Annotated in this window: 17 protein-coding genes; 1 reads left to right on the top strand and 16 read right to left on the bottom strand. The window is 64.8% G+C overall.

Annotation, left to right across the window (positions count from 1 at the left end; all coding sequences use genetic code 11):
* Positions 1-21: 21 nt before the first annotated feature.
* Genes KUO17_RS08205 through KUO17_RS08130 form a run of 16 tightly spaced genes read right to left on the bottom strand, consistent with a single transcriptional unit; the run spans position 22 to position 17,953 of the window.
* Positions 22-822: a carbohydrate deacetylase gene (locus tag KUO17_RS08205; RefSeq protein ID WP_217974937.1), complete on the bottom strand. Its 801-nt coding sequence runs from the start codon at positions 820-822 to the stop codon at positions 22-24.
* A complete protein-coding gene (locus tag KUO17_RS08200) occupies positions 794-1,957 on the bottom strand; it encodes a GNAT family N-acetyltransferase (protein ID WP_217974935.1) in 1,164 nt (387 codons plus the stop codon). Before KUO17_RS08200 ends, KUO17_RS08205 begins: the two co-directional genes overlap by 29 nt.
* A gap of 4 nt (positions 1,958-1,961) precedes the next feature.
* Positions 1,962-2,651, bottom strand: a complete 690-nt coding sequence (locus tag KUO17_RS08195) for a GNAT family N-acetyltransferase (RefSeq protein ID WP_217974934.1) — start codon at positions 2,649-2,651, stop codon at positions 1,962-1,964.
* Between the two features lie 34 nt (positions 2,652-2,685).
* Positions 2,686-4,614 carry a hypothetical protein gene (locus tag KUO17_RS08190; protein ID WP_217974932.1) on the bottom strand — a complete coding sequence of 643 codons (1,929 nt, stop codon included), beginning with the start codon at positions 4,612-4,614 and terminating at the stop codon, positions 2,686-2,688.
* Positions 4,611-5,912 carry an oligosaccharide flippase family protein gene (locus KUO17_RS08185; protein WP_217974930.1) on the bottom strand — a complete coding sequence of 434 codons (1,302 nt, stop codon included), beginning with the start codon at positions 5,910-5,912 and terminating at the stop codon, positions 4,611-4,613. The genes KUO17_RS08190 and KUO17_RS08185 overlap by 4 nt, the downstream gene beginning before the upstream one ends.
* Complete coding sequence (locus tag KUO17_RS08180; protein ID WP_217974928.1) at positions 5,909-6,919, bottom strand: polysaccharide deacetylase family protein; 1,011 nt, start codon at positions 6,917-6,919, stop codon at positions 5,909-5,911. The genes KUO17_RS08185 and KUO17_RS08180 overlap by 4 nt, the downstream gene beginning before the upstream one ends.
* A 9-nt stretch (positions 6,920-6,928) precedes the next feature.
* Positions 6,929-8,065 (bottom strand): glycosyltransferase family 2 protein, encoded by a 1,137-nt coding sequence (locus KUO17_RS08175; protein WP_217974927.1) that lies wholly within the window; start codon positions 8,063-8,065, stop codon positions 6,929-6,931.
* On the bottom strand, positions 8,058-9,023 hold the full coding sequence (locus KUO17_RS08170) for a glycosyltransferase family 2 protein (protein WP_217974925.1): 966 nt from the start codon (positions 9,021-9,023) through the stop codon (positions 8,058-8,060). The genes KUO17_RS08175 and KUO17_RS08170 overlap by 8 nt, the downstream gene beginning before the upstream one ends.
* Complete coding sequence (locus KUO17_RS08165) at positions 9,020-10,390, bottom strand: O-antigen ligase family protein (RefSeq protein ID WP_217974923.1); 1,371 nt, start codon at positions 10,388-10,390, stop codon at positions 9,020-9,022. Before KUO17_RS08165 ends, KUO17_RS08170 begins: the two co-directional genes overlap by 4 nt.
* The gene (locus KUO17_RS08160) at positions 10,387-11,475 is read right to left on the bottom strand and encodes a glycosyltransferase family 4 protein (protein ID WP_217974921.1); all 1,089 of its coding nucleotides are present in this window, start codon (positions 11,473-11,475) and stop codon (positions 10,387-10,389) included. The genes KUO17_RS08165 and KUO17_RS08160 overlap by 4 nt, the downstream gene beginning before the upstream one ends.
* Positions 11,472-13,064: a GumC family protein gene (locus KUO17_RS08155; protein ID WP_217974919.1), complete on the bottom strand. Its 1,593-nt coding sequence runs from the start codon at positions 13,062-13,064 to the stop codon at positions 11,472-11,474. Before KUO17_RS08155 ends, KUO17_RS08160 begins: the two co-directional genes overlap by 4 nt.
* A gap of 20 nt (positions 13,065-13,084) precedes the next feature.
* Positions 13,085-14,107 carry a polysaccharide biosynthesis/export family protein gene (locus KUO17_RS08150; protein ID WP_217974917.1) on the bottom strand — a complete coding sequence of 341 codons (1,023 nt, stop codon included), beginning with the start codon at positions 14,105-14,107 and terminating at the stop codon, positions 13,085-13,087.
* Positions 14,108-14,130: 23 nt separating this feature from the next.
* On the bottom strand, positions 14,131-14,778 hold the full coding sequence (locus tag KUO17_RS08145; protein ID WP_217974915.1) for a CpsD/CapB family tyrosine-protein kinase: 648 nt from the start codon (positions 14,776-14,778) through the stop codon (positions 14,131-14,133).
* Positions 14,779-15,525: a sugar transferase gene (locus tag KUO17_RS08140; RefSeq protein WP_217974913.1), complete on the bottom strand. Its 747-nt coding sequence runs from the start codon at positions 15,523-15,525 to the stop codon at positions 14,779-14,781.
* Complete coding sequence (locus tag KUO17_RS08135; protein ID WP_217974911.1) at positions 15,522-16,604, bottom strand: NAD-dependent epimerase; 1,083 nt, start codon at positions 16,602-16,604, stop codon at positions 15,522-15,524. The genes KUO17_RS08140 and KUO17_RS08135 overlap by 4 nt, the downstream gene beginning before the upstream one ends.
* Positions 16,601-17,953 carry a UDP-glucose dehydrogenase family protein gene (locus KUO17_RS08130; protein ID WP_217974909.1) on the bottom strand — a complete coding sequence of 451 codons (1,353 nt, stop codon included), beginning with the start codon at positions 17,951-17,953 and terminating at the stop codon, positions 16,601-16,603. The genes KUO17_RS08135 and KUO17_RS08130 overlap by 4 nt, the downstream gene beginning before the upstream one ends.
* A gap of 405 nt (positions 17,954-18,358) precedes the next feature.
* On the opposite strand from KUO17_RS08130, the gene KUO17_RS08125 reads away from it, so the two are divergent.
* Entirely contained in the window at positions 18,359-20,056 is a 1,698-nt protein-coding gene (locus KUO17_RS08125; RefSeq protein ID WP_217974908.1) for a sulfatase-like hydrolase/transferase, read from the top strand.
* Position 20,057: the final 1 nt, after the last annotated feature.

Raw genomic sequence — 20,057 nt, 5'->3', positions numbered from 1 at the left:
GCCTGGGGGCTGCGGTGGTATCTATCTGTTGGCGGCGATGTCCAGCGCCAGCTGGCGCGAATCGCGCAGCGCCGCGTAGCTGATCCGCGGCACCCCGGCCAGGCGCTGGTCAAGCAGGGCCAGCAACGATTCGCCGCTGCCCAGGTAGGCATCGCCAAAGTCGTGGCTGCCCAGGGCACTGGGGTGCACGACCACTTCCAGCACACCTTGGCCGGGTGCCAGGCCATCGCGCAGATCGACCGGGGTGCAGACATGATCGGCCGTCAGCCTGGCGAGCTGGCGCAGCCGCTGGTTGAGCAGGGTCTTGAACAGGCGCTTGGCCGGGCCGATGTTGTGCCCCACATTGCGCGCCAGGCGCAGCGGCACGTCCTCGCGGGCAGCGAAGCGCGCGACGATCTCGCCGATCGGCCACAGGTTGTGCACGTGCTGGTGAGAGTCCAGATGGCTTGGACGCAGCCCATGCTCGAGGCAGCGTTGCCACTGCGCGGCCAGTTCCGCCTCGACCGCCTGGCGGGCCTTGCGTCCCAGCCACAGGCGTTTGCGCGACAGGCCCAGGTCGAACTCGCCGTCGGCATTGCAGAACTGCGGCTGCTCAACGATGGCCTGGCTCAACGGACGCCCATAGGTGAGATTGAAATGCAGCCCGACGCGCCCGCGCAGGGCTGGCTGTTGAGCCAGGACGCACGCCGCCTTGAACGCGGGCATGCTGGCCATGGCGGTAGCAGAGCTGATCAGGCCGCATTGGAACGCATGCAGGATCACCGCGTTGGTGTGCTCGTTGAGACCGAAATCGTCAGCGTTGACTATGACTTGGGATGGCATCCGGGCGCTCCTGTGCAGTCGGTTGTGCGGCAGGCGCTGCGGCCGGCCGTGGGTGGCGGCGTTTGAGCCACGGCTTGAGGCGCTGCCACAGACGTAGCGCCAGGCCCAGGCTCAGGCCCGAAGGGCGCCAGCTGTAGAAGCTGTGGCGCAGGTGCTCGACCTGATCGGTCATGCGTTCATGCAACTGGTGGCTGGAGTTTTCCAGGCTCACCCGCGACGCATCGACCCACTGCCATTGCTCATCCAGGCCCCAGTCGATCCATTCCTGCAGCAGTACCCGGCCGCTGCCAAGGTCTGCATATTGCGGCACGAACGCCAGGTTGTAGTCGTACAGACGCCCGCGTTCGAGCAGGCCCAGGCGGTAGCTGATGCAGCGCCCGTCCAGCTCCAGCAGCACCAGGCGCAAACGGCCGTCGGCTGCCAGCGCGGTGAAGGCCTGGAACATCCATTGGCGCTGGGCAGGCACGGAAAAGATGCCGACGCCGTCGTCGCCTTTCCAGCTCACGGCCTCCACTGCACTGACGGCCTCCAGCAGTGCCGGCGCTGTGGCAGCGTCGGGCGTGATGCGGCGTACCTGCGCGCCACACGCCGCGATCCGCTTGCGCGCCCGACGCAGTTTGTAGCGCGGATCGCCGCTGACCTCCTGGCGGTCGGCCTCGCTGAGCTGGTGCACCGGTGCACGGCATGCGGTGCGTCGCTCGTGGGTGGAGCTGTGGCACGCCCAGTGTTGCAGCCAGGGCGAGTCGCCGGTCACTTCATTGAATTGCAGCAGTGCGTGGGGCAAGTGTGCGCGCAAGGTCTTGAGCACGCTGGCGGCGGCGCTGGGCGGCAGGTCGATGAGCAGGCCGATACGGTCGCTCAACGGATAGCCCAGGTGGCGTACCACCGTAAAACCCAGCGGGCCATGGCGCTCGCGCGTGCGAATCAACGGCAGGCACAACAGCAGGCGCCCCTGCGCATGGCCCAGCAGGACGTGCACCCGCTGGTCAGGGGGCAAGGCCGCCTCGGCGGCGCGTAGCCACGCCAGGCTGTTGAACGGGGTGGCATCAGGTACGCGCTGGCGCAACTGCTCGTAGGCGTCGTCAGGGAAGTCGTCGGCGCACAGCGAGGTGCGCCAGGTAAAGATCAAGGTCATTGGTTCAGGCCACCGTGGCGGTTGGGCTGGCGGGCGCCGGTTTGCGCAAGGCATCCAGGCGCGAGCCGCTGTAGCGTGTCTCGCGGAAGAATTTCCAGCGCCCGAACAGGCCGTAGACGTGCATCACACGCCCCTGCTCCTTGTAGCCCATGCGCAGGTGCAGTTTGAGTGCTGGAATGTTGTGGGTTTCGCATACGTCCACCACCTTGTCGCAGCCTTGCGCGGCCATGGCCTGCCACAGCGCCAGTTGCAGGTCGACCGACAGTGATGTGCCCCAGTAGGCGCGGGCCAGCTCGCCGCCGAACTCGAAGAATTCGCCAGGCTCGACCGGGAACCAGCATCCGTAGTAGTGGCGGTCATGGTAGTGACGCAGGCTGCCCCAGATAAATGCCATCGCCTGATTGTCGTCGTTCAGGAACATCAGCCCGGTATGCCCCTCGGCGGCCAGCTCGCGCATGGTGTCGATACGGTCGCCGAAGTGCCGTGCGAAGCTCTGCACGTTATGCACGGTAATGCCCTCCACGCGCAGCGGCGGATAGGGCTTGAGGGTGTGCGGCGGCACCGGGCTGACCAGGTCGCGCTCCATCCACAGCAGCTCCCAGTGAAAGAACACATAGTGCTTGAAGGCGCTCTTGAGGGTCGCGCCCAGGCCTTTGTGATGGACATGCTGTTTGAACTTGCTCAAGGCATTCATGTTGCCTCCTGACGTTGGCAGGGGAGGAAATCGTTCATGACGCACTCCAGCGCAGGGCAAACAGGGTCTGCCCCGGCAATTCGAAACTCAGCATTCCTTGCCGGCAGTCGAAGGCTGCCAGGCGTGGCTGGTTGTCGGGCCCGAACAAGGTCAGCGTGACCGTGTCAGGCGTGCAGGCAGTGGGGGAGCCAGTGAATCGGATGCGCTGCAGCCGCTCGCCCTTGTTCACCCCCAGCAGGCTGCGCTGCTCGCCCCGTGCCATGGCCAGCGCATCGACCTCGAAGGCGTCGTTGTCCAGCTGCAGCACCTGGTCCAGCCAGTGCTGCCCGATGAACTGCTGGGCCAGGCCGACGGGCTTGAGCTCGAAGCGACTGTCGCTCAGTACCTTGACCATGCCCTTGGGCCATTCGGGCTCGTCGGCGATATGGAACCAGTTGAGCATGTCCAGCAGCCCGTCCTGGGAGGCGTTGATCACCACCGATGCCCACCACAGCGCCGCGTACTGGGTGTTCTGTTCGTACAGGCTCAGGGTCGAGCCGCTGGACAGGTTGGTCTGGTCCAGCAGCAGCGCCTTGCGCGGCCGGCCGGTGCTGTCCAGGCCCACCAGCTCTGCCGCGCGGCGCACCGAATCACGGTAGCTGCGGGTGGCCAGCAGGTCGCGGATCATCCATTCGTGCCAGGCCAGGGCATCGATCAGGGGTTCGAACTCCGCCAGCAGGCGCCGCGCCCAGTCCAGGCCGATGCGTTGCGCCGCGTCGCTGCGCAACGGGCCATTGAGCAGCCGCGAACTGGCGGGCATGGCAATGCGCACGCCCGCGGCATGGGCGCCGGGGTAGGCGCGCACGCGTTGCGCCATGGCGGCAAAAAAACTGCGGTAGACACTGTAGTCGGCGTAGTTGAGGTTGGGCTCATCGGCGAAGGCGATGTAATGCAGGCCCTTGCCGCCCAGCGCGACACTGGTGGCCAGCCAGTCGTCCAGGGCACCATCGTTGGCCTTGCTGCGCATCAGGTCGGACTTGCGGCCAGTGGCGGCCATCAGCGTGATGTCATGCAGGATGCCGAAGCGTTCCTGGTACAGGCGGCGAAACGGCAGCTCGTACTGGGGCTTGCGCGCCAGCACGTCGGCAAAGGTGTAATAGCCTGCGGCCTGCAGCTTGAGGGCATCGATGGTTTCATAGCTCGACACCGGTGGCAGCACATAGGGCAGGTTGTTGCCCAGTCGCGGCGTCGGCCCCATGACCTTGGCGGTGCTGCGCAGGTTGACCGTGCCCTGGTGCTGTTGCAGCGGCGTGAGGTCCTGCGCCCGCAAGGCGAACAGGTTGGCGCTGCCGTCGAGCCAGAACGCCGCCTTGCCGCTGCCGTTGAGGTTCAGGCGCCAGACCTGCTCGGTGGGGCTGAGGGGCAATTGCACCTGGTCGAACTGCCAGTAGGCCGCGTGTTCGAGCAACGCCAGCTTGAGGCGCTTGTTGTCACTGAGACGTTGCAGGTCGAAGCTGCGTACGCCGTCATGGAACTTGCCCGCAAGGACTGCCCGCTCGCCGGGGGCGACGCGAAAGTACAGGGTGGTGGGGCGCTCGGTCTCCAGGCTGAAGTGCACCTTGGCCGGGGCGAACTGTGCTGCGCTGGTGTCGTCGTGTTCCAGGCGGTAGCGACGGAAGCTGTAGCCGGGAATGGCCACCTGGTAGCTGCCACGGCCTGCCTCCAGTGGCCAGCTCAGTTTGCCGCGCCCCTCCTGGGGGGCAATGATCCGTTGTGCGGCCAGCCGCCCGCTGGGGTCGAGCAGGTAGACCTGTTCCTGGTTGGCATCGGCCTGCCAGGCCGGCACCCAGCTCAGTCTGACGTTCTCGGCGTGGGCGGGGGCCAGGTACAGGCTGCCGTCACGTATGTCCGGCCAGCGCAGGGTACCCGCCTGGGCGGTGGCGGCCAGCAGCAGGCCGGGTAGCAGCATCCATGTGCGTTTCATACCGTTCTCCGTTGCAGCATCTGGCGCAAGGGCAGCAGATCGCCTGGCAACACAAACAAGGTCCGTAGCAACGGCACACCGCTCAGCCTGCAGTACAGCACAAGCATTGCCACCGTCACCCCAAGGTAGGCGATGGACGAGGCCAGGGCAGCGCCCGCGATCCCGTACCGCGGGATCAGGGCCAGGTTGAGAATCAGATTGGCTGCCGCGCCCACGCCCATCATCAGCGAGACCGTGCCCGGGCGATTCTTGCCCAGCAGGTCCAGGCGCAGGATGCTTGCGTAGCACAGCCCGAACAATCCGGGAAGCAATGCCAGCAGTGCCGGATAAGCCGGTTGATAGGCCGCACCAAACAGCGTGACGATCAGCCATTCGCCGATCAGTGCCATGCACAGGCACGCGCCGAGCATCACCGTGGCGGTCAGGCGCAGGGCCAGCGGCGTGATCTTGTCCATGCCGGCATCCTGCTGCAGCAGGCGCTTCATCAGTGGGGTGGTGACCGCTTCCGGAATGATCAGCAGCAGTTCGGCGGCGGCGCTGGCCATGGCGTAGTGCCCAAGCGCCGCGCTGCCCAGGAAGGCGCTGATGAACAGGTAGTCCGAACGCAGGATCACTTGCTGGAAGAGGACGTCGGGATGGCTGCGGGCGCTGTAAGTAAGCAGCTCGCGCTGGCCGCCGCGGTCCCAGCACAGCGCGATGCTGTGCTGGCGGCCCAGCCACACCAGGCCCAGCAGGGTGACCAGGCCCAGCCCCAGCAGCCAGCTGATCAGCGCCGCTTCCAGCGCCGCGTTCTGCCACATCCAGAACAGCCCCACAAACAGCAGCAGCGGCACCAGCGACTCGGTCAGGCGCAAGGCATTGAAGGCGCCGACGCCACCGGTGGCGTTGTGCAGGGTCAGCAGGCCACTCTTGAGCACGGTCAACGGCACGGCCAGCAACAGCAGCCAGGCCAGCAGCCCCAACTGCGTGGTGACTTCAAGCTCGGCGCCGAACTCGCGCATCAACGCCACGCATATCAGCGTCAATGCAGCGGCCATCAGGCAGCCATACAGCAAGACCTGGCTCAGCAGCAGGCCCATCGAGCGCTGTTGCGCGGCCTGGTAGCCGACCGCCGTGTTCAGGCCGCCGCTGGTGGCAGCGCTGATCAGATCGGGCAGGGTGCTCAGTAACGCGAACAGGCCGCGTTCGCTGGGGCCCAGGATACGCGCCAGCAGTACGTTGCGTGCCAGGCGCAGGGCGATCATGGCAAGCCGTGTGCCCATGCTCAGCAACAGGTGGCGCATATAGTTGTTGCTCATGTACGGCCCCCGCGGCTGATGCGCCAGGCCAGCAGCGAAGGGCGGCTGGCATTGCGCTGGCTGACACCGATGCGTGGCAGTGCCAGCGGGTCGTCACTGGCGCTGCAGATACCGGCCCGGGTGCTCAGCGCATAGGGGTAGCGGTGTGCGGCCAGGCGCTGGCGAACCCGCAGGTCGTGGTCGCCATTGGGGTAGCAGTACACCGGCAGCGGCTGCCGGCACCCTTCGAGCAGGGCGCTGTGGCTGCGGCTCAGCTCTTCATCCAGACGTCGATCATCCAGGCCGGGCAGCAGGGCATGGCTGGCGCCGTGGGGGCCGAAGCTGATCAGGCCGGAGTCTTCCAGTTCGCGTACCTGATGCCAGTCCAGGGCCTGGGGCAGCGACTCCTGCGGGCAGGCATCGGTGAGCATATGCAGCGCTTGCGGGGTGAGGCTTTTCAGGCTTTGCAGGTAGCGCGCCAGGGCCTGGCTGCGGGCATGCGGCCGGTCATTCATGAAATAGGCTGCCGGCAGGGGGCGGCCGGCCTGGCGCAGCTGTTCGATCAGGTGGTTGCGCGCCGGCTCACCGTGGCTGCCCCACAGTGTCTCGCCCAGGCTCTCCCACCAGAAGCGCTGGCGGCTGCCGATATAGTCGGTAGACAGGAAGATGCTGGCCGGCACCTGGTACTGCTGCAGCAAGGGGAAGGCGTTGAGGGCATTGTCGCGCCACCCGTCATCGAAGGTCAGCGCGACCTTGGGCCGCCCGTCGCCGTTTGGTTGCGCGTGGTCCTGCAGCAGGTCCATCAGGTGCACGCAGTCGAAATGCCGGTGCAGCCAGCGCAGCAGCCGTTCGAAGGCCTGGGGCCCCACGCACAGTTCATTGCGGTGCGGCAACTCGGCGCTGCGGTCGTCAGCCAGCACCCGATGCAACATCAGGATGACCCCTGCGCCACGCAATTGACGACGGCCCTGGGGGGAGTTCAGGTACAACCACCCGCTGGCACGCTTGATACTGGTCTTGATCGGCATGTCAGGCACTCATCGGGTCTGGTCGGGGTTCCATTGGTTGTAGCTGTGCCCGCGCAGGAACTGCCACAGGCCCACGCTCATCCCGGCCAGTGTCACCAGTACGAAGGCGGCGAGGCGAAACGGTTTTGGCAGCCGGTGGCGCACGTCCAGCAGCCCGGCCACCGCAATCGCGTAGCCCAGCAACTGGGCCGCCAGGCTCAGGCGGTAGAAACCATGCACCTCGAGCAGCCAGAAGTTGACCACCAGCAGCGGCAGCAACAGTACCGGCGCCAGACGGCGGATCAGCTTGTGGCTGATCAGCGCGATGGCGTACAGGCCATGGCGCAGCGGGTTGAGCAGCTCACGCCGTGCGGCCAGGCTGATCAGCCCGCCCACGGTCACGCGCTGGCGGCGGCTGAACTGGCGGTGGGCTTCGTCCACGCCCTGGTCGAGCACCCTGGCCTGGTCGACATACACCACGCGCTTGCCGGCCACCGGTGCGCAGGTATTGATGTAGAAATCATCGTTGACCAGCGCCGGAATCGGTTGGTACAGCTCGCGGCGCAGGGCCTGCAGCGCGCCATCGGCGGACACGGTGCAGCCGGTGCGGCTTTCGACCCGGCGTAGCCAGGCCTCGTAATGGCGGTACAGGCTTTCCCCCACGCTCAGCCCCTTGCCGGCCACCGGGATGTACATATTGCCGACGGTACCCCCCACGTCGGGGTCGGCAAAGGGGGCCAGCAGGTGCTGCAAGGTGCCGTCGACCCAGTGCACGTCGGCATCGGTGAACACCAGGATGTCGCCCGTGCAGTGGCTCACTGCGGCATTGAGCACGCTGTTCTTGCCCTGGCGCGGCAGGTCGAGCACCTCGATGCGCGGGTCATCGAAGGCGCGTGCCAGTGCGACGGTCTGATCGGTAGAACCATCGCTGGCGACAATGATCTGCAGGCTCTGGGCCTCATAGTGCTGGGCCAGCAGGTTGCGCAGCTTGTTCTCGATATTGCGTTGCTCGTTGTGCGCCGCGACCACCACGCTGACCCGTTGCGCCGGCAAGGGCGCAGGGCGGTGACGCGGAAAAAAGGGCCCCACCAGTGCCAACAGCAGCGGGTAGCCAACCCAGGCGTAGACCGGCAACAGCAGGCATAACCAGAAGAGTGCTTCAGCCACGGGCGGGCCTCCTTGCTTTCCAATTGAACAGGCTCAGCACGAACGCCGCGCCAGCCAGGTGCAGGCGTATCCAGTGCAGCCCCCACAGTTGCAGGGCAAACAGCAGATCGCGGTGTTTCAGGCTCTGGCGCAGGCTCAGGGCCAGTGCCGGCAGGCTGGTGACCAACAGCAGCAACAACGCCAGGTGCGGGTAGCCGTCGAGCAGCGCCGACAAGGCCATGGCGTCAAGCACCCAGGCGCCGATGGACAGCAGCGGGAAGCGCAGCAGGCGCAGGCTCACGCCGTTGCTGCGCAGCAATTGCAGGTTGCTGCCCTGGCGCCACAGTTCCTTGCCCAGCCATTCGCGCCAGCTGCCCTCGAAGCCCCAATGCAGTACCACTGGCGCACGCAGTGCCAGCAGGCGCGCGCCAGCCTGGCGCACGCGCAGCGAGAAGTCCTTGTCTTCGCCAGTGCGCAAGGTCTCGTCGAAACCGCCAACCTGCTCGAACCAGCGACGCTGCATGAACAGGTTGGGGGTGGGCAGCCACGCCATGCTGTGCAGCGCCGGCCGCCCGGCGCGCAGGGTGCGCCGTTGCCAGGCGCGGGCGAACCACGGTGCCTGGCGCGGGGTGTCACAGTCCAGGGCGAACACGTCGCCCTGGCCTTGGCTGTGCAGTTCGAGCAGCAGGCCCAGCCATTGCTCCGGCACTTCGATGTCGGCATCCAGAAACGCCAGCCAGTCGCCACTGCAGGCCTGTGCCCCGCGATTGCGCAGGGCGCCAATGGTCAGCCCGGGCAGGCTCAGCACCTGCGCACCGAGGTTGCGTGCGATCTGCGGGCCGTCATCGCGCGAGCCGTTGTCGACCACGATCAGCTCGCAGTCCAGCCCGGCGGCCTCGGCGGCCTTGCGTGCCGACTGCAAGGTACGGCCGATATGCCGCGCCTCGTTGAACATGGGGATCACGATACTGACCTTCATGCCGCCTCCGGGGTCAGGCGTGCCTGTTCGGCCTTGATGCGCAACACGCAGGACAACCCCAGCATGATCCACAGGTACTTGTGGTTGGGCGCGCTGAGGAACATCAGGAACAGGCCGATGGCGAGCATGCTGGTACACAGGTGGGTCATCAGGTCGGCTTGGCCGCGGTTGTCCTGCTGCAACCACAGGCGCCGGGCGTACCAGAAGTTGTACAGGCCCAGGGTCATCATGCCGACGAACAGCAGGCCGGCCGGTATACCGACTTCGCTGAAGATCTCCAGGTAGGTATTGTGCGCACGTCGGTACAGGTCGCCGACCTTGCGGTTGGCCGAGAACGCCTTGGCGTAGCCGGTGGTGGCGTAATGCAGGGGGAAGGTGCCGGGCCCGGTGCCCAGCACCGGATGCTCACGGATCATCTTGCTGCCGACCACGATGTACGAGGCACGCCGGCCCAGCGAATCATCCTTGTAGGCATTGACCCCGGACTTGAGCAGCGCCAGCGACTGGATGCGTGCGATGTAGGTGTCCGGCATCACCGCAATCGCCACCGGCAGCACGATCGCCAGGCCCAGTAGGGCAAAGCCCAGGTGGCGCGGGCGTATATGCGTCAGCTGATCGCGGTAGTGAACCAGCGCGATGACCAGGCTGATCAGCAGCACCACCAGCCCTGAACGCGAATTGGTCTTGGTCATGCCGGCGAACAGCAGGCAGCAGCACGCGATCCAGAACAGTCGCTGGGCCCGACCGGGGCTGTTGAGCACCAGCCACAGCGCCAGCGGCACCGCAATGGCGATCAGCATGGCGAACACGTTGGGGTCTTCGAGCAGGCCGGCGGCGCGCCCCTCGTCCTGGTACTTGGCCGAGAACATGGCCATGGCACAGGCCAGGCCCACGCTCAGGGTCACCAGGCGACACATCATCGGCAGGTTCAGCTCGCGGCCGATCAACAAGGTGATGGCGAACAGCAGCAGGCCGACGGCCAACTCACGAAAATGCCCCAGGGACATCTCGCTGCTGTCGCTGACCATAAAGCTCAGCAGGTAGCAGGCCAGAAACGCCAGCAATAGGCGCCACATGGACGTACGCAGGCGTTCGGCGGGCAGTTGTCCGATCGCCAGTTGCAGCACCAGCACCAGCGCCAGTGCGGCGCCGATGAACTTGGTCGCCGACAGCTCGCCCTCCTTGAACAGGCCCTCGAGCGGCACCAGGGTGATGATCGCCAGCAGGCCCCAGGCCGGGCGCCGGTACAGCGCCAGCAGCCCGGCCAGCCCGACCACGGCACCCGGTGCCAGGAATGGGTAGGGGCTGACCAGCAAGCCCACGCATACGATCGCCATCAGACCGATCAACGACAGGGGAATGATCATGCACACGTCTCCTTGGCGGCGCCCAGGTAGACCTGGGCCCAGCGTTGCGCCAGCGTAGGCAGGTGATAACGCTCGCGTTGGGTGCGTCGGGCCTGGGCGATCAGCTCGGCGGTCTGGGCCGGGTCGAGCATCAGGGCCTGCAGCTGCGTGGCCAACTCGTCCGGCGCCAGGGGCGTGGCCAGCAGGCCGTTGCGCCCATGTTCGATGACATCCGGGATGCCGCCCACGCCAAAGGCCACCACCGGTACGCCATCCTGCATGGCCTCCAGCAGAATCATGGGCGTGCCTTCGGTGCGCGAGCTGATCACCAGGGCATCCAGGCGCGTCATCCATTGGCGCATGTCCCGCTGAAAGCCCGGCAGGCGAATACGTTCGCTCAGGCCGGCCGCATCGATGCGCGCCTGCAGGGCTTCGCGCTGCGGACCGTCGCCGAGCATCACGGCGTCGAGCCCGGGATGACGCTGGCACAGCGGGATCAGGCTGTCGAGGAACAGGTCAGGGCCCTTTTCCTGGCTCAGGCGCCCGACAAAGCCGGCCAGCCAGCGGCCATCGGTCGGGTGACGTGCGGGCAGGGCGCAGGCTTCGGGCAGACCGTTGGGTATCACCCGCAACTTGCCCTCGGCCACACCAGCCTGGCGATGAATGCGCTTGATGCTCTCGGCCACGCAGATCACCTGGTCGATGGTGGGGGTGCGACACAGTTGCAGGCTCAGCCAGGTATACAGCCGCTGCTTGCGGCTGCTGGGCGTGAAACCGTGCTGGGTGGCGAGCATCGGCAGGCGCCAGCGGGTCGCGGCCAGCCAGCCGAACACCAGGCCCTTGAAGTTGTGGCTGTTGAGCAGCGGGTGCAGTTGCTGCAAGTGGCGCAGTTCACGCCACAAGGCACCGAGCCCGGCGCAGGTTCGGCAGTCGACACCGGCGGCGCGAAAACGCGCCACCAGGTCGTCCGGGGCCCCGAGAAACAGCACCAGGTGCTGTCCCGGGGTGGCCTGGCAATGGTCGAGCAACATCCGTTCGGCGCCGTAGAACCCACCGCTGCCCAGCAGGTGGATGATCGGCTGCGGTGGGCTATGGGCTGCGTTCAATTGCGCACCCAGTGCACCAGCCTTGGCAGCGACCAGCCCTTGTGCGGGTTGGGGGTTTCTGGCGTCTGGTCGTTGATCACCAGCAATACCGGCAGGCCCAGCTGGTGAGTGATTTGCGCCGGGTGCTTGAAGCGATGGTCGAAGAACTCGCGCACGTAGACCAGAGCGATACCCAGCAGCAGGCCGGTGAGCATCCCGAACGGAATGATCAGCATGGGCTTGGGAAAGGCCGGTTCGGCCGGTTCATAGGGTGCACTGAGCACCCGTGCGTTGGACACGTCGCCGGCCAGCAGGCGCTCGCCACGGGCTTCCTCGTAGCGCTGGGTGTAGGTGAAGAAGGCCTTGTGCAGCGCGTCGATCTCGGTGTCGAGTTGGCGTGCCTTGCTCTGGGTCTGCTGCAGCTCATGCACGCGGCTCTTGTAGTCGGCGATGCGCTGGGTCTTCTGCGCGATCACGTCCTGCACCACGGCCAGGTCCTTTTCGCGCTCCTTCACGCGGTTGGCGACGATCTTGAGGAACTGCTGGCGGGTCTTGGCGATCTGCTCGCGCTGCAACAGCATCTGCTCGCTGTTGGGTTGGAACACGGCCAGGTCGCTGACGTAGGTCAGTACCTGGGTGGTCAACTGCTCACCCAGTTGCTTGATCTCGCGGTCCTCGAACGCCACGTTGTCGACGGTGGTGGTGAAGGTATAGGGGAAGGCGAAGTCACGCATGTTGGCATTGCCGGCCGCTGCCAGGCTGGTCTTGAGGTAGTCCAGCCATTGCTGGCTCTGCAGCAGGCGGTCGCGGTACTGGTTCAGCGCCTGCTCTTCGGTGTTGATGGCGTTGAGGCGGAAGGTGATCTCTTCCTTGGGGTCGGACGAGCCGATGCCTTCGAGCATGCCCAGGCGCTTGCTTTCAAGGTCGTCCATGCGCACCTGGTACTGCATCTTTTTCTGCTCGTAGAACTCCTGGGGCAGTTCGTTGGACTGCAGGTTCTGGCGGTTGCGCAGGTAGTTTTCCAGCAGCCGGCCGACAAACAGGGTGCCGACCTTGGGGTCGGGGAAGCTGTAGATCACCGACACCACGTTGGAGCCTGGCAGCGTTTCGATCTTGAGGTCCTTGATCGCATCGTCCGTCAGGGTGTCGAGCTGGGTGTCGCGCACCGGGTCGACTTCCAGGCCGAACAGCGTGCGCACGGGGTTGATCACGTACTCGCGCAACGGGTTGACGATCACGCTCTTGAGCGGGGTGATCACCAGGCGTTGCAGCAGGCCGGGGCTGACTTCGTACAGGCCCTCGTCGCGCAGTTGGGTGATGGTCTGGCGGATCAGGCTGGGCGAGCGCAGGATATTGCTCTCGGTCTCCATGTCGGCCAGCGACGGCGGGATGAACTTGTCGGTTTCCTGCGCCAGCGCGGTGTTGGTATCACTCTGGGACAGCTTCTTGGACTGCACGATCACCTCGGCGGTGATGTCGAAGCTCTGCTTGAGCAGCAACGGCAGCAGCAGGGCGATCACTGCGAACACCAGGAACACCCGCTTGACCAACTGACGGTTGGCGAAGAAGATCCTGAAGAATTCATGCAGGTAGTTTTCTTTGGTAGTCATGCGCGTTCACCTGCCTGGATTTAGTTATCGCTGTCTTTGTCGTCAACACGGTAGGAGAAGCTGAAACCAACCCCCTGGAACAGCACCACGTCGGCCAGTTGCCTGGCCAGCTCGCCGGCACTGGCGAGCCGGGTCTTGGGCACGTAGAGCATGTCGTCCGGTTGCAGGTAGGCCACCTGCGCGGCGCTGGCATCCAGGGCCTTGTCGACGTTGTAGGGCACTGCCTGGACCTGGTTGCCGTTGCGCCGCATGATCACCACCGAATCGAGCCGTGCCTTCAGGTTGGGGCCGCGGGCCAGGGTCAGGGCTTCGAGTACCGATACCGGGCGGCGGATCGGGTAGGCCCCGGGCTGAGCGACTTCACCCAGCACGTAGATCTCGTTGACCGCAGTGGACTTGAGCATCACGTCCACGGTCATGCGCCCGGGCAGGTCGGCGTAGCGCTTGTTCAGGAAGGTCTGCAACTGGGTAATGGTCATGCCTTGCAGCGGGACTGCGCCCACCTCCGGGAAGCTGGCCTGGCCATCGGTACCCACGGTGATTTCGCGGCTCATGCCGGTGGCGGGGTGGTTCAACGCTGTCTTGAGGTTCTGCTCGTTGGTCAGCGGGCTGATCACCTGCACGGTCATCTGGTCGCGGCCTGGTTGAAACAGGCTCTTGTTGCGGTAGGCCTGCTGGATGGTCCGGCGTGCTTCGTCGGTGGTCTGCCCGGCGACGTTCACCGAGGTGTTGGCGCGCGGCAGTTCGATGGTGCCATCGGGCAGCACCAGTTGATTGCCATTGAGCGAACTGGCCGACAGGAACCCCAGGCCGACGGTATCGCCCGGCTGGATACGGTAGGTCTGGGAGCCGCTGGTGCTGATGTGGAAAATCACATCCAGCACGTCGCCGGGACGCAGTGCCTGCTCGCCACGCGGTAATTCGCGGTCCTGTGCATTGGCGGGGTCGGCGGTCATGATCTGCACCGGCATCTGCCGGGTTTCATGGTTGGTGCAGGCTGCAAGGGGCAGCAGCGCAAGCAGGGCGAACAGTTTCACGTTCATAGCGTCATCCTTAGCCTGGCTGCTCAGAGGTTCTTGTAAAGCCACTTGGGCATGTAGTATTTGCGTCGGTTGAACACGCTGCCGATCAGCGTGGCGCCCGCCTGGGTCAGGCGCTGCGCGGCGGCCTGGGCGACTTCCCAGCGAGTGTCTTCGGCGGTGACCACCAGGATCACACCGTCCACCAGGGTGCCGATCACCAGGCTGTCGGCGCTGGAGTAGATGGCTTCGCCGTCGATCACCACGAAGCGGTACTGGTTGCGCAGCGACGCCAGCAGGGTGCGCAGCCGCTCCGGGTTGGGCCGCTCGTTGCCGCGCTGCAGTTGTCCGCACGGCAACACGTCGAAGGGCTGGTCGGACAAGCGTACGATGCAGTCTTGCAGCGACGCAGGGCTGTCCTGGTCGAACAGCAGGTCGCGAAAGCCACGCAGCTTGTGCAGGCCCATTTGCTGGGTGAGGCTGTTGCTGGTCGGGCTGCTGTCCACCAGCAGTACCGAGCCGCCGCTCATCAGTGTCAGTTGCTTGGCAAAGGCCAGGGCGCTGGTGCTGGTGCCGCTGCCGGTGTTGGCAGCCGTCAGCAGCAGCACGCGCTGGCCAGGATCGAGCACGGTGGAGGTGAGGTTGGTCTCACTGGGGGTGACGATGCTCAGACTTCTCGAAGTAGAACCGTCCATTCAACTTGCTCCGTGGCCACTAAAGACTTTGAAAGGGGTCTTGATCAGGATCTTCAGGTCCAGGCTCAAGCTCTGTTCGGCGATGTAGCTCAGGTCGAGCTCGACACGCTGGTCGAAGTCGATGTTGCTGCGCCCGGAGATCTGCCACAGCCCGGTCATGCCGGGGTAGATGCTCAGGCGTGCCAGGTGGCTGTCCTTGTAGCGATAGGCATTGAAGGAGGTCGGGCGCGGGCCCACCAGGCGCATGTCGCCACGGATCACGTTGAACAGGTTGGGCAGTTCGTCCAGGCTGCTGCGCCGCAGGAAGCTGCCGATGCGGGTCACGCGCGGGTCCTTGTCGATCTTGAAGTCGATGGCGTCGGCGCCATGCTTGTTCAGGTGACGCACCGATTCCTTGAGCGCCTCGGCATTGGCCACCATGGTGCGGAACTTGAACATACCGAAGCTGCGGCCCCGGTAGCCGGTACGTTTCTGCACGAAGAACACCGGGCCCGGGCTGCTGCATTTGACCAGTACGGCCAGGCCGAGCATCAGCGGTGAAATCAGCGTGAGGATGCTCAGCGCGCCGATGCACGCCACCACCCGATTGGTGCGCGAGAGCGTCCAGGGGCGCCCGCCGATGCGCCCGGTCATCCAGCCGCGACCTTGCATGTGCACCGCCGCGTCGATGCGCATGCGGTGGGCCGGGTCCATGCGTTTGTCCTGGCGCAGCGCCTGGGTGTCAGCACTCTTGGGTTGTCCTGTCATACCGCCCTCCGTTGATGCTCGGGCGTCGCCGCAGGCGCCTGCCCTGTGGACCGCACGGCGTCCTTAGGCGTGTGCGTGTAGTAGTCGAGGAACCAGGCCACGAAACGCCCGATCCCTTCGTCCAGCGAAATGCTCGGGGTAAAGCCGGTGGCCTGGGCCAGGGCGCTGGCATCGGCACAGGTGTCGAGCACATCCCCTGGTTGCAGGGGCAGCAACTCGATCTGGGCGGTGCGTTGCAGGTGCTTTTCCAGCAGCGTCACGTAATCGGTGAGGGCCACCGGCCGTTGCCCGCCAATGTTGTACAGGCGCCAGGGCGCGTGGCTGCTGGCCGGGTCCGCGGCCAGGCGGTTCCAGCCCGGGTCGCTGGCGGGGGCGAGAGGGATCAGACGCACCAGGCTTTCGACAATGTCGTCGACATAGGTGAAGTCGCGTTGGTGCTGGCCATGGTTGAACAGCTTCAGTGGCCGGCCCTGGGTGATCGCCTCGGCGAACTGGATTGGCGACATGTCCGGCCGGCCCCATGGGCCGTACACGGTGAAAAAGCGCAGGCCCGTGGCTGGGATGCCGAACAAATGGCTGTAGCTGTGAGCCATCGCTTCGTTGGCTTTCTTGGACGCGGCATACAGCGACAGCGGATGATCCACCGCGTCCTGTACCGAGTACGGGGTGCGCGCGTTGCTGCCGTACACCGAACTGGAGGAGGCGTACAGCAGGTGCTGTACCGGGTGGCGACGGCAGCCTTCCAGGATGTTCAGAAAGCCGACCAGGTTGCTGTCGATGTAGGCCCGCGGGTTGTCCAGCGAGTAGCGCACCCCGGCCTGGGCCGCCAGGTGGATCACCACCTCGGGCTTGAACTGGGCGAACAGCGCTTCGATACCGGCGTTGTCGGTCAGGTCCAGGCGCCTGAGTTCGAACGCGCCAGCCTGCTCCTGCACCCAGCGCACCCGGTCTTGTTTGAGCGCCGGGTCGTAGTAATCGTTGAAGTTGTCCAGGCCCATCACGTGATGGCCATCGCGCAACAGACGCAACGTGCAATGCGCGCCCACGAAACCGGCTGCACCGGTGACCAGAATCCTCATGGCGCTGGCACCTGCGGCTGTACATGACGCAGGCCGATACCGCTGTAGCTGAGGCCGAAGGTGGCGACCTGGTCGGGATTGTAGAGGTTGCGCCCGTCGATGATCAGGCGCTCGCGCAGTTTTTGCGCGAGCAGGTTGAAATCGACCACGCGAAAGTTCTTCCACTCGGTACAGATCACCAGGGCATCGGCATCTTCCAGGGTGTCGTCACGGGTGGCGCACAGTTGCAGGTCGTTGCGATAGCCGTAAAGGCGTCGGCATTCGGCCATCGCCTCGGGGTCGAAGGCACGTACCGTAGCGCCTTCGGCCCACAGCGCCTCCATCAGGTAGCGGCTGGGCGCTTCGCGCATGTCGTCGGTGTTGGGCTTGAACGCCAGGCCCCACAGGGCGATGGACTTGCCCTGGAGGCTGCCGGGGAAAGACTTCTTGAGTTTGGAAAAGAGGATCTGGCGCTGGGCGTCATTGACCTCGCTCACGCTTTGCAGCAAGCGCAGCGGCATGCCGCTGTGTTCGGCGGTGTGCAGCAGGGCGCGCAGGTCCTTGGGGAAGCACGAACCGCCAAAGCCGCAGCCAGGGTAGATGAAGTGGTAGCCGATGCGCGGGTCGGAACCGATGCCCTTGCGCACCGACTCGATGTCGGCGCCGAGGAACTCGCTGAGATTGGCCAGCTCGTTCATGAAACTGATGCGCGTAGCCAGCATGGCGTTGGCTGCGTACTTGGTCAGTTCGGCGCTGCGGTTGTCCATGAACATGAGCTTTTCATGGTTGCGGCAGAACGGTGCGTACAGCTCGGCCAACTGGTCGTGGGCCTGGTCGTCGGTGGTGCCGACGATGATGCGGTCCGGGCGCATGCAGTCGGCCAGCGCGGAGCCTTCCTTGAGAAACTCCGGGTTGGAGACCACGCGTACCTGCAGGTGCCGCTTGCCCAGCCGGTCCAGCTCTTCACGGGCGAGGGTCGAGACCTTGTCCGCCGTGCCTACGGGGACGGTGGACTTGATGATCAGGGTGCGGTCGGCGTCCATCAGCCCGGCGATCTGGCGCGTGACCCCCAGCACGTGGGACAGGTCAGCCGAGCCGTCCTCGTCCGGTGGCGTGCCGACGGCGATGAAGATCAGTTCGGCGTGGGTGACCGCGTCGCTGGCCTGGGTGCTGAACAGCAGCCGGCCTTCCTTGATGTTCTCTTCGAGCATGGTCGACAGACCAGGCTCGTGAATCGGTGGAACCGCCTGACGCAACTGGCTGATCTTGTGGGCATCGACATCGACACAAAGTACCCGATGACCTACGTCAGCCAGGGCGGCAGCTTGCACAAGGCCTACATAGCCAGTGCCAAATACGCTCACATCCATGCTGGCGTGCCTCGTATGGAGTAATGAAAGTGAAACAGCGTGTGTGATTTCGGTATAGACCAGTCACGCCGATTTGTGTCAAACCTATGGCATGTATCGCTTCAGTTACAGTGGGTAAGACTTCCACTATTTCGCCATCAACCCTTTTCCAATCCGTACCTTAGCGTCGAAATGGGCTGGCATTTGGCCGGCTGCCAATACGATGAACGGTCGTAACCCGCGTAGGACGTGGCTTTTGTGCAGGTAGCTGTTTCACGAATGCATCAGTTTCTCGTTTCCATAACGTCATAATCAGTGCACGTAAGTTCGTCATTATTTTGACGAAATTCCGTTTGCGGTTTTCCGTTCGGCTGCTACCGTGTGGGAGACCTCAGCTGATTGAGGGAAATTTCTGGCGGGGAAGTCATGCGCGGTTACATCAAGGGAATGCTGCTGGTCGTTTACCTGTTGAGCTTCTACGGCTACTACATCGAGCGTCTCGAAGCGATCGGGCTGGGCGTGGCATTGGTGTTGTATGCCGGGGTGTTCGGGGTATTGGTCGTTGCCCTCTGGTTGAGCGCGAACATCCGCCAGGGCGTGGTGCGCTGGTGTTTTGCGCTGGCGTTCTTTGCCAGTGCGGTGTTTTTCGATGCCTATACGCGCGTCATGGCCGACTATCTGACTTACAGCGCGTTCGTCTCGATGGTGTATTCGGGCGGCTTTATCGGTGAGGCGCTGCAGCAGTACCAGAGCGTGATCGGGGTGGCGCTGGGCAAGGGGCTGCTGTTGCTGTTGGGCCTGGGCCTGCGTCCCGGGCCTGCGTGGCGCTGGTCGTCAGGGCTGGCGTGGACGGCACCGCTGCTGGGCCTGGCGCTTCTGAGCACGATACTGTTCGTGCGGGCCGGCGAGGGTGCCCGTGGCCTGCCGGTGATGTACACCCCGCTGGCCTACCTCAACCTGTTCATCTACGAATCGCTCAACGCCAGTGTGGGGCCGCGCCAGCCAGTGAGCCTGGCACGCAGCGGCCCGGTGCTGGCGCGCGATATCGTGTTGATCATCGACGAGAGCGTATCGGGCAACTACCTGGACCTCAATGCGCCCAACGGGGTGCGCAGCAACCTTCTGCAACCACGGCCGGGGGTGAGCATTTTCAACTATGGCTATGCTGCCTCGATCGCCAATTGCAGTGCTGATACCAATGTGACGTTGCGCTATGGCGGCACACGTGATGACTACCTGCGCATCAATTCGACCTTGCCCTCGATCTGGCAGTACGCCAAGCAGGCGGGTTTGAGCACGGTGTATATCGATGGTCAGCGTACCGGTGGCCATCTGCAGAACCTGATGGATGCCAATGAAAAACGCGATATCGACCAGTTCATCCAGTTCGATGCCACACCTGTACGTGAGCGCGACATGGCGGCGCTGCAGGCACTGGTCGAGCTGCTGGGGGATGGCAAGGCGCAACTGATCGTGATCAACAAGGTCGGGGTGCACTTTCCGGTGCATGACAAGTACCCGGATGCGTTCATGGCCTATCGACCGGCGCTGCCGCGCGGGCGGTATGCCGACATTGCCGATACCGGCCAGCGTGACGGGTTCAGCGGTACGCCAGAAGACTGGGTGCTGTACCGTAATTCGTACAAGAACAGCCTGCTGTGGAGTGTCGGCGAGTTCTTCAACCGGCTGTTTGCCCAGGCTGACCTGAGCCAGGCCGTGGTGATCTACACCTCCGATCATGGCCAGGACTTGCACGAACGCGGCAATCCCGGGCTGAACACCCACTGTGGTGGCGACCCGGTGGAGGAGGAGGGGCTGGTGCCGTTGGTGGTGATACAGGGCCAGGGCCTGAAGACCCTGGACTGGCAGAGTCGGTTGGCGACCAACAAGGACCGCTCCAGCCACTACAACATCTTCCCCACCTTGCTGCAGTTGCTGGGGTATGACGCGGCGGCGGTCGAGCCGGTGTACGGGCGTGCGCTGGATGTGCCGACCCAGGATCCGTTCAGTTTCAACTATCGGTTCAATGCGCGGCTGGGGGCCAAGCCTGCGTTCAAGCATATCGATCTGAACGTGGTGGTGACGCCGGGGCCGGAGGGGATGCCGGTGGGCGCGGCGGACTGAG

The organism is Pseudomonas aegrilactucae, from assembly GCF_019168305.1.
In the GTDB taxonomy this organism is placed as follows: Bacteria; Pseudomonadota; Gammaproteobacteria; order Pseudomonadales; family Pseudomonadaceae; genus Aquipseudomonas; species Aquipseudomonas aegrilactucae.
The sequence above is the reverse complement of the archived record's forward strand: the minus strand, read 5'-3'. Positions and strand labels throughout refer to the sequence as shown.